Source organism: Nostoc sp., from assembly GCF_036917975.1.
Lineage (GTDB): Bacteria > Cyanobacteriota > Cyanobacteriia > Cyanobacteriales > Nostocaceae > Nostoc.
The window spans coordinates 16,339-31,297 of the sequence record NZ_JBALEJ010000080.1; the positions used below are offsets into that span (position 1 = coordinate 16,339).

At 40.6% G+C, this 14,959-nt stretch carries 13 protein-coding genes; 5 read left to right on the top strand and 8 right to left on the bottom strand.

Translation table 11 applies throughout. From position 1 onward, the window contains the following. Positions 1-304: 304 nt before the first annotated feature. Positions 305-1,456 carry a hypothetical protein gene (locus V7K76_RS27440; RefSeq protein WP_334780356.1) on the bottom strand — a complete coding sequence of 384 codons (1,152 nt, stop codon included), beginning with the start codon at positions 1,454-1,456 and terminating at the stop codon, positions 305-307. 375 nt (positions 1,457-1,831) lie between these two features. On the opposite strand from V7K76_RS27440, the gene V7K76_RS27445 reads away from it, so the two are divergent. Continuing rightward, on the top strand, positions 1,832-2,932 hold the full coding sequence (locus V7K76_RS27445) for a M28 family peptidase (RefSeq protein ID WP_334780355.1): 1,101 nt from the start codon (positions 1,832-1,834) through the stop codon (positions 2,930-2,932). A gap of 69 nt (positions 2,933-3,001) precedes the next feature. On the opposite strand, the gene V7K76_RS27450 is transcribed toward V7K76_RS27445, so the two are convergent. Both V7K76_RS27450 and V7K76_RS27455 read right to left on the bottom strand, forming a co-directional pair. Further along, entirely contained in the window at positions 3,002-3,445 is a 444-nt protein-coding gene (locus V7K76_RS27450) for a hypothetical protein (RefSeq protein ID WP_334780353.1), read from the bottom strand. A gap of 267 nt (positions 3,446-3,712) precedes the next feature. After that, the gene (locus V7K76_RS27455) at positions 3,713-3,850 is read right to left on the bottom strand and encodes a hypothetical protein (RefSeq protein ID WP_334780352.1); all 138 of its coding nucleotides are present in this window, start codon (positions 3,848-3,850) and stop codon (positions 3,713-3,715) included. Positions 3,851-3,950: 100 nt separating this feature from the next. On the opposite strand from V7K76_RS27455, the gene V7K76_RS27460 reads away from it, so the two are divergent. Then, complete coding sequence (locus V7K76_RS27460; protein ID WP_334780351.1) at positions 3,951-5,597, top strand: alpha/beta hydrolase; 1,647 nt, start codon at positions 3,951-3,953, stop codon at positions 5,595-5,597. 1,055 nt (positions 5,598-6,652) lie between these two features. Then, entirely contained in the window at positions 6,653-7,339 is a 687-nt protein-coding gene (locus V7K76_RS27465) for a DUF6875 domain-containing protein (protein ID WP_334780350.1), read from the top strand. Positions 7,340-7,498: 159 nt separating this feature from the next. Here V7K76_RS27465 and V7K76_RS27470 read toward each other — a convergent pair whose 3' ends face one another. Next, complete coding sequence (locus V7K76_RS27470) at positions 7,499-8,398, bottom strand: aspartoacylase (protein WP_334780349.1); 900 nt, start codon at positions 8,396-8,398, stop codon at positions 7,499-7,501. Positions 8,399-8,574: 176 nt separating this feature from the next. Between V7K76_RS27470 and V7K76_RS27475 the strand changes: the two genes are divergently transcribed. Beyond that, positions 8,575-9,777 (top strand): AGE family epimerase/isomerase, encoded by a 1,203-nt coding sequence (locus tag V7K76_RS27475; protein WP_334780348.1) that lies wholly within the window; start codon positions 8,575-8,577, stop codon positions 9,775-9,777. Between the two features lie 269 nt (positions 9,778-10,046). After that, positions 10,047-10,790, top strand: a complete 744-nt coding sequence (locus V7K76_RS27480) for a class I SAM-dependent methyltransferase (protein ID WP_334780347.1) — start codon at positions 10,047-10,049, stop codon at positions 10,788-10,790. Between the two features lie 52 nt (positions 10,791-10,842). Here the strand turns inward: V7K76_RS27480 and V7K76_RS27485 are convergent, their stop codons facing one another. The 4 genes from V7K76_RS27485 to V7K76_RS27500 form a co-directional block, all read right to left on the bottom strand. Continuing rightward, positions 10,843-11,646, bottom strand: coding sequence for an FkbM family methyltransferase (locus V7K76_RS27485; protein WP_334780345.1), 804 nt, complete (start codon positions 11,644-11,646; stop codon positions 10,843-10,845). 140 nt (positions 11,647-11,786) lie between these two features. Continuing rightward, positions 11,787-12,689, bottom strand: a complete 903-nt coding sequence (locus V7K76_RS27490; protein ID WP_334780343.1) for a S66 peptidase family protein — start codon at positions 12,687-12,689, stop codon at positions 11,787-11,789. 29 nt (positions 12,690-12,718) lie between these two features. Continuing rightward, complete coding sequence (gene dacB, locus V7K76_RS27495; protein ID WP_334780341.1) at positions 12,719-14,182, bottom strand: D-alanyl-D-alanine carboxypeptidase/D-alanyl-D-alanine endopeptidase; 1,464 nt, start codon at positions 14,180-14,182, stop codon at positions 12,719-12,721. Between the two features lie 62 nt (positions 14,183-14,244). Continuing rightward, a complete protein-coding gene (locus V7K76_RS27500) occupies positions 14,245-14,721 on the bottom strand; it encodes a tellurite resistance TerB family protein (protein WP_334780340.1) in 477 nt (158 codons plus the stop codon). Between the last annotated feature and the right edge of the window lie 238 nt (positions 14,722-14,959).

Below are 14,959 nucleotides of genomic sequence, written 5' to 3' on the forward strand. Positions count from 1 at the left end.
AACTTTAACAAAATAGAAGTTGCTAGAATTCAGAATTGAATTCTAGCGACTATCTAGCGACTATACAGATAGTGCTTTCCCAGTCCCTAATCCCCAGTCCCCAATACCTTTTTCAATTCCATCCATAAGATTTATCGTAAATTAAAGGGTTTAAGAACCTGCAATCTACATGTAGCAACCATTTCAGTCGGGGTTTAAATCTTCCGAAGTTGCCACAACGCGGGGAACCCGCGCAAGGCACTTCTCTTCTCTACGAGACGCTACGCGAACGTCTGAAATGTTTTGAATTTTGAATTTTGAATTGTTAAGATTGTGCGCTGGCTGCGAGTTGATTCCAGGCTTTAACTACTGTCTGTAAATTCTTGGGTAGGTTATTTTGAGAAATATCGTTGTACTGAACCGTACCCTCTTGGCTGGTCAGAGTATAGGTGATATAATCAGCAGCACCGCTAGGGGCTGGGTAACTCAAATTCTTAAATTTACTAAACTTAGAACGTTCTAGCGATCGCACAAATTGTTGTACCTGTTGCACAGAAACGCGGCTAACACTACGTTCCGAATCATTGGCATCACCAATCCGCACGCGAATCAATCGCCCATCTTTGAGTAAAACAGTCTCATAGGTTCTGCCAGCAAAACCACCACTGGAGATTTGCCGAAATACTATATCTCGATCTAAGGGTGGTGGTAACTCGCTAACTGGAATTTGCACAGGGGTCAGTGTACTTTCGTTACCCTTTTGATTGAGCCTGAGTGCGGAACCTGTTTGATTGGTATGATAAACCAAGGTTTGTCCAACTCCGCCGACAACCACAACCACCCGCCAGCCTGATACCAAAGCTTGGGAACAGAATTCATCAGCATTAGCTAATTCTAAGCAGCTATCTCTCCAAGTTTGCTGTTGAGCCTCAATAATGGTTAACTGATAAATTGGCTGTTGCAAACGTGTGGATGCAGCTTGCAAAACAGCATTTTTTACAGATGTGGGTAGTTGATCTGGCAGATTTTCTGAGGGAGTGTTTGCCAAAGCTAAACGTAGCGATCGCCCATTGTTATTGGTATGATAAATCCAGTTTTGTTTGCCATTAGATACCACAATTCGCCAACCCGGAATTAATGCTTGGGTACAGAGTTCATCCGGTTGAGGAAGTTCTAAGCAACCATTTCGCCAAGTCTGTTGATTATAGTCAATAATTTGCAGTTCTCTGGTTGAAATTCCCTGTCTACTGGCTAAATCTCGCAGTACTGCATTAGCTACTAGACGTGGCAAGCGGTTTAGTTTAATATTGTCTTTGAGGACTTCATTGCTTGTTTCTAGAGAAAAGTTCACAGAAGCTCCCACAGCATCTTTGACAAGTGTAAAACCGCTAGAAACAGATAAAATTCCAGTCAGAATTAAAGCCGTGAAAACCCGTCCTGGATTGGTGCTAAAGTAGTTTTTCAACATGAATTTCATATTAAAATAGAACAAAAAAATAGTATCCAGCTACTAATGGATAATAAAGCATATAATTCCAAAACTTAATAATTCGGAATTAATTTAATATTTGTCTTTTGAAACAGATGTAAAGACAGACGCGGATGTATTGATTGTTTGTTCCTTAGGGAACTCCAAGAAATAAATTATCCAATATTGTGGGGTGGGCATCTTGCCCGCCCAGTCTATATGGCAGGCGAGACGCCCACCCCACAAGAGTTAATTGAATATTTTTTATTTGGAAGTTCCTTAATAATTTAGGGAACCGAAATATTAAACCCTTCCTAGCAATTATGGAAAGTTATGCTTGTAGATTTGCGCTACCCTAAGTCAGGAAGCCAAGGATAAATCATAATGAAAAAATGGATTTGGCTGATACTGTTAACGCTGATGGCAGTTGTGGTGGTGGGTAGTAGAGGTAGCACGTTTTTTGAACAGCCTCCCTCACCGACGATTGTTGAGCGGATTCCAGTAGAAACACCCCAACCACAGCCAGAATCGAAGGAAGTTGATAATATCCTACAAGTGTCTACTGACAAGCTGTTAACCCATATCCAAAAGTTAAATTTTCAGCGCTACACAACAACAGAGCGATCGCTTACTCGCACTTATATCACAACTGAACTAAAAAAATTAGGCTGGAAGCCTAAATTAGAAAAGTTCTCCGATGGTGTGAATATTTTTGCCGAACGTCCAGGAACTAACAAAGCCGCAAAAGCAATTCTGGTAGCAGCGCATTACGACACTGTTGCCTCATCCCCCGGTGCTGATGATAACGCCAGTGGTGTAGCCGTAGTGCTGGAAATCGCCCGGTTACTCGGTTCCTACCCCACACCACGAACATTACAGCTAGCTTTTTTTGACCAAGAAGAAGCAGGACTTTTAGGTAGTCAGGCTTTCGTTAGCAAGAAAGCACGCTTACAAAACTTAGGCGGAGCGATCGTTATGGATATGGTAGGTTATGCGTGTTACACTGCTGGATGTCAGAAATACCCTGCTGGATTGCCTGTGAAGCCACCTAGCGACAAAGGCGATTTTTTAGCAGTAATCGGTGATACAGAACATTTATCTTTACTGAGTGCTTTTCAAAACTCACAGAATATCCCCTCAACCGCCCTGAATAAACAGGAATTAAATCTGCCAGCAGTGCTAACATTGCCGATTCCTTTTAAAGGTTTACTGACACCCGATACCCTACGCAGCGACCATGCACCATTTTGGTATCAGGGCGTGGGTGCTGTGCTAGTGACAGATACCGCAAATTTACGTACTCCGCACTATCATAAACCTAGCGATGTTCCTGCGACTATCGAGCGCTCGTTCTTCACAGGAGCAGCACAGATTGTAGTCAATGCTACGACTACCTTGTTAGAGAAGACCGACTTTGGAAGGAGGCAGGAGGCAGGGGGCAGGGGGCAAAACAGTTCCGTTAGCGGTAACTGGGCGTTGAGCTAGTTCCCAGTCCTGAGTAAAGAAGCGAGATTCCCCACTCATTACTCATTACTCATTACTCAGCACTCAGCACTACTGAATAGTCTTTGCTTCAGGGAAAGTCAATGTCCAGTTCTGTTTATCATTGAGTTGAAAGTACAAACCTTGGAGAATTAGCCGCAGAGCTATTCGAGTTCTAATAAACTTTCTGACCAGATAAGTTCCTGGTTCAGCAAAGATATCATCAAAGTTTTTTTGATAACCAGATTGTTTGGAACAATAACTACCAGCACCTTGAACTGTAACCACAAAAAATGGAGCTTGTTTGTATTCATCAGGAATCATAAATATTCCATATACATGGTGACGACCACGCCACGGCTGAATACTAACTTTAGTAGCATGTACTTGGAATTTCGTAGTTTTTGATGCTAGAAAAGGCTCGAAATTGCAATCAGAATCATTCACAGTCCACCACAATGTAATAATACTCAGGGAGAGCAGAAAAAGTAAAATATAGCGGAGTCTGCGACGCATAAAACCAAGAGAAATTGTTGATGCGGCTGGTAGAATTTGATGAGTAATGATAATGCAGCTACAGCACTAAGACTATCTACCTGCAACATTCTCTAAAGGTCAAAGACAAAACATTAATTTGCCTTTAAGTTTTCGTGTTATCAAAACTTATACTAAATTTTGGATTTTGGATTAATCCCATACATAAATTGCTCTGGATAAATAATTTTTAATTGTCGCTGTTACAGTATTAAAGCTAGCGGAGAAACAATTAGGCTTTTGTGGCTATTAACACTGATTTACTCTCAATTTTTTAGCTGTGATGAATTCTACAATTTGTTGCTTTTGCTCGGCTTTTTTCCCATCAGCAGATACTTTGAGGATATCTGGGCGTAGGCGTAGCCCATCGTAGACATCGCCATCCACTTCAGGAAAAAATTTACTTTTATTTCTCAGCCATTAATAGGGTAGTCAAATACACAAATATCCGTTATATTCCCGTAAGTAACACTTGGTATAAATATTTATGGCAAGAAATTGGGGAAGTCTTAAGACAGTTGCGGGTTTCTTAGGTGCGATTGTACTTACACAATTCGGGGGAAATGCTTCGGTCATTGCGGCTGACACAGTGATCGTGCGTTTGGGCTTATTTACAGAGTCCATCTCTCTTACTGAGTTGCAAAAGGCTGCAAAAACTGGGGAATTGCCTGAGAGTTTGCAGCCTTACACTAAAGAATTATCTGAACAACAACGCCGCTTCTTCCTGGGGGCGTTGGGTATGAATATACCAATGAATATTGTCACTGTTGATAAGTTAGTTAATAGTCGGATTGGTACAACTATTCTCAATGACTTCGCTACGGCCTTAGCCAGAAGGGATAAAGCTGGGGTACAAGCACTCAGATCAGGATTGGTATTAGGTTCTACTGCACCGCAGGGTCTTTCTATACTAAGTTTTATTGCCGCTTATCCCAGTAAACGCCTAGAAATTGATTTGCCACAGGCTTTTTTAATTGCAGGGAGTTTGAACACAGCTTTTTGGCGTACTCAACAATTTATGCTAGCGATCGCTCCCCAACTCAACCCTAAAACACCACAGATTTCTTTTCCTTTTGATCCCAGCCAACCAGGAAACGCTCAAGTAAAAATACTCAACTTAAGCCTGAATGACCAAAAGCGCGATCGCCAAATTCCAGTTGATATTTATTGGTCAACTGCTGCAACTCCCGACAAACCCGTAATTGTCCTTTCTCATGGCTTCGCGTCAGTTCGCACAGACTTACGTTACCTAGCAGAACATTTAGCATCTCACGGTTATGTAGTCGCAGCTTTAGAACATCCCGGTAGTAATCAGGCAAATACTGATTTAGCATTCCAAGGCAAAACCAGAGTTATGAAGCCTCAGGAGTTTTTGGATCGCCCTCAAGATATTAGTTTTGTTCTCGACGAATTAGAAAAGCTCAACCAAACAGCTAATCATCCCCTGCAAGGGAAACTTGCAACCAATAAAGCGATGATTATTGGCTATTCTTTTGGCGGTGGTACAGCTTTAGCACTCGCTGGAGCCGAGTTACAACTAGAACATCTTAAACAACGCTGTCAAAAGAACTTGACTATCTTGAGTCTGGGAGAAGATATGCAGTGCATCGCTCAAGAACTACCAGAAAATAGTTATCAACTACGAGATGCCAGAATAAAACAGGCGATCGCTTTCAATCCTACAACTTCTCTGATTTTTGGCGAAACTGGGTTAACTAAGATACAAGTTCCTACCCTAGTGTTAACAGGTTCCGCCGATAAAACCACCCCAGCTTTAACTGAACAGATTGTAGGATTTAACAAAATCCCATCCCCCAAATGGCTAGTTGGTATAGTTGGAGGCACTCATTTGAGCGTCAAAGACCCCAGCACCACTTTAGATCAGATAGGACAACCCAATACACCGATTAGTGGCGGTGAAGTTGTGGGTGAACAAGCAGCAGATGTTCGCAAGTACGTTAAAGCTATAACTTTAGCCTTTGCTGCACAGATGACTCCAGAAGCTAAAAACTACGCTGTCTTTTTGACATCAGATTATGCTCAGTTTGCTTCAACTGCTGCATTTCCATTTCGCCTCATTACGGAGATTCCTCCTGATGCTATGGCAATAGTAAAAGAATTTGTTGACAAATAAGCTTTAAAGGACTTCCAAATAAAAAAATATCCAATATACATCTCCGAAAAAGAATGTAGAGACGTAGCAGTGCTACGTCTCTACAAGGGTTCTGGGTAACGCATATTTAATTTGTGGAGATGTCTAATACAAAGACGCGATAAATCGCCCTCTAGACGAAAGATTGATTATTGTAAAGACGGCGATTCATCACGTCTCTTGTCTTAACCGAAAAGTATTACCTCTCATCCTGTCTTCCCTACGATTAATAGATACAGCAGTTTTCTCTTACATTGAAGTATAAAATTACAGATTTTGAGGCAGGGGGCAGGGGGATAATTCATAACTCCTAACTCTTCAATCTTCACTCCTAACTCTTCAATCTTCACTCCTCATACCATTTCACTTTAATAATGATACAAATACGCTGGTAAGGGCATGGCAATGCCATGACCCTACGATAAATGTATATGTATCAGGATTTTCGTGAAATGGTATCACTCCTCACTCCTAACTCCTAACTCTCCACTCAGCACTCAGCACTTTCAAGGGAGGAGGTAGAAACTCTTTATATCTGATGTGTGAGGCTTGCATTTTGTATTCACTTACGTGCAAACTGTTGTAAGTCAGTTGGCACAATAAAATTCGGCTTAATTTTTGATGATTTTACTTAGAAAAAAGTATACCAGCCTGCTAATAAACTTATAGTTGCTATTAAAGCAATACTAAACTTTCATAGTAAAAATAACTATTTAGATATAAACTTCATAATATTTTCATTAAAAATAATAGAAGCTTGAGAGTGTAAAAATGAGGAGCATCTGCTTGATAATACATCTGTATTCCAGCTAAAATGCTAAAAATAAATGAACACAAGTTGCTTAGTACAAAATATGTTTATGTATTTTGTAGTGTAAAATTATTCAATGCATCGACTAAAAGCTACAGATGAATACAACATAAAAACCTCAATTCTTATTTTCATTTACTCAGACAACAAATAATTTTAGGCATCTGATATAGCAAAACTAATTTCGGATTCAGAATTAAACAATTACTCAATTTCAGTCAAGCCTATGCAACTCTATACAACTCGTGAAATCGAACAACTTCAACAGCACGAAGACCTTTATTCCTTAATTAAAATTATGGAGTGGGTGAAAAATTTTTTAGGAAGACCTCATCCTAACTTAGGCAGACCCGGCGTAGTTTGCCCTTTTGTTCCTTACTCTCTCAAGTCAAATAGTATTCGTTTAGCAGTTATTCACACAGAAAATTTGTATCCAGAACAATTAGAAGAGGTTGTTGGACGCTACCGAGATATATTTCTAGAAATAGATAATAATGAGCAGGAATTAGCAATTAATAAAGCTTTTTTACTGATCTTGCCTGACATCCATATAGATGATGCTTCTAAAGTAGTAGATAGTATCCAACAAAAACTCAAACCTTTATTTGTTGAGTCAGGACTGATGATAGGGGAATTTCATAAACGTAATGAAAGTCCTGGTCTGCACAATCCAAACTTTCGTCCACTTCGTAGCCCTATACCTTTATTAGCTATCCGGTTTATGGTTGAAGCTGACCTCCCTTTTCTTGTGAGTCCAGCCGATCCACGCTTACGTATTCGGTATCTGGAAGCTTACTTACAGCGTTTTGGTCATAATTTTACAGATGCAACTAAGTTTAAAAATGCTCAACAAGCATTGGCTTTAGCGAAAGAACAGCTTAAAAAAGAAAATTTAGTGAGTTCCTGCATATAATCAGTAATGATAGCTGCAAGAATTGATCGCTCAAAGCCCAAATATGCATGAGATGAGGAAAGCGTTGGTAGTAAAGCTGGTTTATCAAGACTACCTATTATGAGAAGATCCAGACAATTATGAGGCTGATTTGCAATCTTGGTGAGAAGGGCAAATAAATTAAACGACCTTTTGCTGCTTTTGAGTTAGATGCATTGCAATTCCTTTCTCGTAATAAGCTGCTTCATTAATAAAAATAGGATAAACAGTAGACGTTCCCTCATAGAAAATATCTTTGCCCTCAAAAGTCAGAAACATTGGATCGCCTGGATTCAAAGGTTCATAATCCCTAAACTGAAGCTGGGGGTGAATCATCGCTTGAATCTCCCCGCGTAGGTGCAACCCGCCGTAGGCATCGCTTCTAGGATAATCCACAGTTCTAATATATTTATAAAGTGTAAGCTGGTTGCTTGTCTGCGGAATATTCCCTTGGTTGCACCTTTCAAAATAGTCTAAAACCGCATAAATAAGCTGTTCTGTTTGCTGAAATAATTCGGCGTTTAAAATATTCTGAGCCACAGCACCAACTTCTATAACAAAACCCAATTCGCACAGAGAACGGAGAAACCCATTTTCTTTAGATTGCTGATTAATACAAACTTTCACCAAAGGATTGATAGAACTTAAATAAGCACCTAACCGAAGTAATAAAGGATGCATATCGCAAAAAATCAGACTTAACCCCATGTTGGCAGTTGTGCTGTGCAAATCAACAATGACATCTACAAATGGCTGATTTTGCGGTTGCAATATCTGTTGAATTGCTTTTGCCCGCGTATCTTCATAACTTGAGAGTTGGGGATTTTGTAAGCCTTGATTAGTGAAACAACGATTTAAATCTTTTTCAATGTATCGTTTGCCTTCTTCAATAGCTTTAAGATTGCCAAGTAATGCCAGAGTTTCAAAACTTGATCTATTGATTAAATTAGGATACTGCTGAAACTTTTTGACTAAATGTACTCCTGTTAACTCATTACCGTGGTTTCCTCCAACGATCGCAACTCGTTCAATCTGACTCATAACCACCTCTGTCTAAAAAACTACCCTACGATTATTGAAAATGCTGCAAGATCCAAGATAGAAGTGTAACTGCTGCTAACTAAATCTTGTAAAAGACTGACGCGAACGCTCCATGTTCAAGCCAAAATATGATAACTGTTAAGCTGTTGGTTTTGGTATAAAAGGGGAGTAATTTTATGGAGAAGGACTTTCAAGCGATGCCTCCGGCGGGCTACGCCTACGCTGAACTTTACAAAAACGCCCTCCTCAACGACATACTTCCCTTTTGGGAAAAATATTCTCTCGATTGGCAGCAAGGCGGCTATTTCACCTGCCTCGATCGCGAAGGCAAAATTTATGATACAGACAAATTCATCTGGCTGCAAAACCGCCAGGTGTGGACTTTTTCGATGCTTTACAACCAGCTAGAAAAGCGCGAAAATTGGCTAAAAATTGCCAGCAACGGCGCTAATTTTCTCGCCCAACATGGTAGAGATAGCGATGGTAACTGGTACTTTGCCCTCACCCGTGAAGGAAAACCACTGGTTCACCCTTACAACATCTTTTCTGATTGCTTTGCGGCGATGGCATTTAGTCAATATGCACTCGCTGGCGGCGAAGAATGGGCAAAGGATGTGGCAATGCAGGCTTATAACAACGTATTACGCCGCAAAGACAACCCCAAGGGCAAATACAATAAAACCTATCCCGATACACGCCCGATGAAATCATTGGCTGTACCGATGATTTTAGCCAACCTGACTCTAGAAATGGAATGGTTGCTGCCAAAAGAAACCTTAGAAAATGTCCTAGCTGATACTGTCCGCGAAGTGATGACCGATTTTCTCGACCCAGAACGGGGGCTAATGTACGAAAATGTTGCTCCTGACGGTTCCCACATCGATTGTTTTGAGGGACGGCTGATTAATCCAGGTCACGGTATCGAAGCGATGTGGTTTATCATGGACATTGCGCGTCGTCAAAACGACACCAAAACTATTAACCAAGCCGTTGATGTGGTGCTAAATATCCTGAATTTTGCTTGGGATAACGAGTACGGCGGATTGTATTACTTTATGGATGCAGCCTGTCATCCCCCACAACAATTGGAATGGGATCAAAAACTGTGGTGGGTTCACCTAGAATCATTGGTTGCATTAGCGATGGGCTATCGCCTGACAGGGCGTGAGGTGTGTTGGGAATGGTATCAAAAGATGCACGATTACGCCTGGTCACACTTTGCTGATTCAGAATACGGTGAATGGTTTGGCTACCTGAATCGGCGTGGAGAAGTATTGTTGAATCTCAAAGGCGGCAAATGGAAAGGATGTTTTCACGTACCGCGTGCATTGTACCTTTGTTGGCAGCAATTTGAGTCATTGCAACGCCTGCGGCAGTAAAAAGATAATCCCCATAAATAAATTTAGAGGATGTTTGAAAAGTCTAATTTCTTACTTGCCTCGGCGATTGGAAATCGCGGCTACACAAACGAAGTCCGCCTACGCGGACTCTCTGAAACCCGCGCAGGCGGGTTTAGTTTGTATAGCCCCAGACTTCTAGTCTGAGGGCGATCCGCCAAAAGTGGATGCTCCCAAAAAAAGTAAGTATAAAAGATTGATTCAGTTTAAGATATAAAATATTGAGTTAATGATAATAGTTAATTAAATTCATGGTTAAGCATCTCGCTCCAGCTTTCTTAAGCGATTATTGGCAAAATTCATTTAACTTAAAACAGCATCTACAGGAATTTTTGCATTTAGATTCAGAAACACTAGAAAAAAAGTTAGCGACAGGACAAGAAGAAATGGCAGAGTTAGGCCATAAAGATTTTGATTGGGAAAAAGCAACAGACTTTTATCGCGAACAAGTGGGAGAGGTTTATTTATTTGAGTTAGGAGCTTGGCATCTAGAACAAAGTCAAAATATTGAAAACACGTTACATTTGATTGTAGATCATGCTCAAGGTCGGGTGTTAGATTTTGGCGGCGGGATTGGCACTCATGCACTTAATGCTGCCCTTTGTCCACAGGTTGAGCAAGTAATCTATTGCGATCTTAATCCTATTCATTATGATTTTGTGCGTTATCGAGCTGAACAGATGGGTTTGAGCCACAAAATGAGTTTTTACTTAGAAATGCCTGAAAAAGAGACTTTTGATACTATCATTTCTTTTGATGTTTTAGAACATTTGTCAGACCCCACCCAACAGTTACTAAAGTTTCATCAAGCGCTGACACCTACTGGTAAAACAATCTTGAATTGGTATTTCTTTAAAGGCTTTAATCAAGATTATCCTTTTCACATTGATGATCCTCAAGTAGTAGAGACTTTCTACAGGACCATTCAGAGCAAGTTCTTAGAAGTTTTTCACCCTTATTACTGTACCGCTCGTTGCTACCGAAAATGGGATTGAGTTAAACTCAAGCCCCACAGTAGTTTTTAGGTGTCAGGATAAAATAATGTGTTCATAAACTAACATGAGTATCATACCAAGGTTCCTGGATTTTAAGCTTGTCTAGGAACATTTTCCCTATGGGGAACCGGTAAATAATCCCATTCACTCCGATTATTTTATAAGTCCAAAAAATGCCTTTGTAGACTTTGATTACTTCACTCTCAGAAAGCCAAGTACCTGGGGTTTCTTCACCAAAAAGTCCGCTAGCGCCATATTCAAACTGATGTGGGATATATTGACCTTCTCGTGCTGGTGAAGGGCAAATTTGTTTAGGTACGTGCCCTTGACTGATGGCTTTGAATTTGTGATAACCAAGTTCTTTTAACAGCGCAAATTCTTCCAGCAGTTCTTTCCAAGAAGTCTTGGTTGATTCTATAGATAGGAACTGTGGTTTAGTATTAAACTGCCGTAATGCCTGTATGCATAATAAATCAGCACCTTCAATATCTACTTTGAGATAGTAGGGAATGCCAAATTCCTCCAAAATTCTTTCAAATCTGCGCCCTTCTATAGTTATCTCAATAGAAGGCGCATCAAAAGAGCTTTTGTTCCGAATAGCCCAATCTGGTGAAGTTGTGCCCCAAAAGCTTCTCTCCAAGTTGGCGTAAAACGTGACTGGCTCATCTTTCGGTGATATAGCAATATTTAGGAGGGTAAGTTGACCCTTTTCTATATATAAATTCAGTCGCTTTTTTGTAGCTTCGTAAAGCTTAGGATGAGCCTCAATACCAACAACCCGAAAGCCTTTTTTTAAGTAAAATTCTGTATCTTCACCTGTGTGAACGCCGACATCAATTATTAAGTTTTTATCCATCAATCACGTTTTCCTTGAATAATCATACAAGCGTTCAAACATGTAATACTTTACACTATCTATAGTTTTTATATAGAAATGCTACCAAAAGAAACTTTTGATATAGTCCTTTTTTTTAATTCAGCGGATCTGATTTTAACTTAATGTGGATGCGCGATCGCTAATATTCCCGCATCCCCATCTAAAGTTACCTCTACACCCACCGGTAAGGCTGCATTGGGACTATCATGGCCAAAAGGTAAATCGGAGACAACAGGAATCCCCAAATCACCTAAGCGATCGCGCAATACTTCTTCTACACTAAAACTAGATATAGTTGGTGGCGCTTCACAGCGAGTAAAACCACCCAAAGCAATACCGCAGACTTGAGATAAAGCACCACTCAAACGCCACTGTGTCAGCATCCTATCGATGCGATAAGGTGCTTCTGTAACATCTTCCAACGCCAAAATTACACCATCTAGATTTGGCAGGATTGGTGTACCCAAAAGGTGGGTAGCCACCGTGAGATTACCTGGTAATAAAGTGCCAGTAACTACGCCACCACCCCAGCCGCAACCTTTGAGAGGGGTGAAAGAACTACTTTCTAACCAATCAAATAATCGCTCAATTGACCAATCTGACTCATCTACCAAAGTCGTCATTACCGGGCCGTGAACGCCGGAAATACCTGCTGTATAAAGGCTCCATAATAAAGCGGTGATATCAGAAAAGCCTATGAGCCATTTGGGAAGCCCTGAGTTTGACCAATTCCAATTTTCTAAGATGCGGGTGCTGCCAAAACCGCCTCTGGCACAAAGGATACCACGACAATCAGGATCTTGCCATGCTGCTGCTAGTTGGTGACGACGGATTTCATCTGTACCTGCCAAATAACCCCATTTGTCATCTATCTGAGGACTGATTTTTAATTGATAACCGCGCGATCGCCAAATTTCTAGACTCCGTTCAAATGCCTCAAATTCTCGCAAAGCACCACTAGGGGCAATTACTCGTAGTAAATCTCCAGGTTTCAAGGGCGGTGGTAAAATTTTGGCTGGCATGAAAAAATTTAAGAGTGAAAAGTATCATATTAACAATGATGCAATTGCGTTAACAACACAACAACTTCATCAATTGCCTGGCGTATAACTGTTGCAGACTGATCCGACTGATTGACGATAATACTAAAAACCAGCGGCTCATACTTTGGTGCATTTATATATCCAGATAGAGAAACGACACCATTTAACGTACCTGTTTTTGCTTGCACAATTCCCTCAGCAGCTGTATCTTGAAAGCGGCCTTTGAGAGTTCCACTTTTACCCGCTAAGGGTAAAGATGCGCGATAGATATATGCGGTTGGTGTTTTTGCGATCGCCCGCAAAATTTGTACAAAAGCTTCTGGTGTCACTAAGTTGCGACGTGATAAACCCGAACCGTCCACTAAAATGTAATTTGCTGGATCAACTCCCAATTTAGTTAAACTGGCTTTGACAACCTCCAAACCCACATCAGCACTAGTCTGATTTTTCAGTCTGGATTTTTTCACAGCTAACGCTCTCAGGAGTGCTTCAGCATAAAGATTATTACTATTCTGAAGAGTTTCCATTAATAATTCAGATAAAGGTGGCGACTCGACAAAGGCTATTTCCTCTTGATGAACACCACCACTTACTACTAATGTTTGTCCCAAAGTAATTTTTTCTGTTGCCAAAGCACTACGGAAGCGTCGTAAGAAGTAATAATTAGGATCAACTACAGGCAAATCTATTAAAGATGGTTCAGAATTCGTTGTCAGTTGTCCTTGAATTCGTAATGTTGTTCCTGATAATTCGCGGGTAACATTGACATAGGTTGGTTGATTTTGGGCAGTGGTTACTGACTGATTAATTATCCGCCATTGTTTCGCTTCGCCAGAATCAATCCACACGACTTGCAAAGGTTTACCTACAGCCTGCGGTACAAGTTTTAAACTAAAAATATTTTGATTGAGAATAAAGCTGCTGACTGGTGTGCCATAGTCTGACTGCACATCTTCCCATTGCCAGGTGGGGTTAACAATATCCCCTTGAATATAACTATCATCAGCGATCAATCGCTGAATTTGGGTAATACCTTTCTGTTTTAGCTGCTGTGCTAATGCTTGTAGTTGAGTATCACTTAAGCTAGGATCTCCCCTACCGACAACACTTAAAACACCATTACCATTCTGATAAATAGAGGTACGAATCCGAAAATTAGCACCCAATTCCTGCAATGCTGCTGCTGTTGTCAGCAATTTGAGATTAGACGCGGGAGTAAAATATTTCTCGGCATCTCGACTGTAAAGAGTTTGTCCGGTTGACAGGGGTTGTACCAAAATTCCCCAACGCACCCGACTAAATAAGGGACGATTGATTACAGCATCTATGGCTGTTCCTAGTTGGGTAGAGCAAATTGATTTTGTGGTAGTTGCTGGTGCAACTGGGGTTTGTGCTTTAGCTGCTGGCTGGGTAACACCAATTTGAGTACCCAGAAACAGCAGCATCAAGCTAAGAGAAATTTTCCTAGTCATCAGATAGTTATTAAAACTACTTGATGATAATACCTTAGTTGGACGGGAGTAAATTAATACTCTTATTCCTCTTCCTCTTCATCTTCCTCTTCGTCTTCGTCTTCCCCAAATACTCCGTCTATAAGTTCTTGTGCGCGTTCGTCTGAAATCTTTAAGGCTTCCTGAAGCTCAGAGATATAATCTTGTTCACTTTCGGGTACTTCTTCATCAATCCCTACTACTAAGATTGCTGTGATATATGCAGCTTCGCGATAACCTTTATTGGGCAAGGATTCGATGGATTGGGCGATTAAATCTTCTGGATCTTCTTCTTCAATCAAGTTGACGACTTTTTCGGTCAATTCTTCAAAGTCGTCGTCAGAATAATCATCAAATAAGCCAACCCGACTGAGAAATTCACTTAAAGCATATTCTTCGGTTGAAGAAATACCTTCACCATCAGCAGCTGCGGAAAAAAGTCCAATAACTGCGATCGCAACTTCTGGTTCTAGAGCAACTGAACTAACACTACGGCCTTTGGGCAATTTGCGTTGAGACATAATTATCCTCTAAAAGTTACGTGATATGTCAGGAAGTCATACTTTGTGGTTTATAATTCTTCCTCAATCTAGGATTCCCAAAAAAATGCGGAAATATACATTGGGATAAATCTTTTTTCCATAAAAAATACGTAGAGAATATATTCCTCTACGTATAAAAACGGATAAAAAAGGGACTGGGGATTAGGGACTGGGGACTGGGAAAATTGTTCGGGGATTTAGACCACTACCCAAGTTT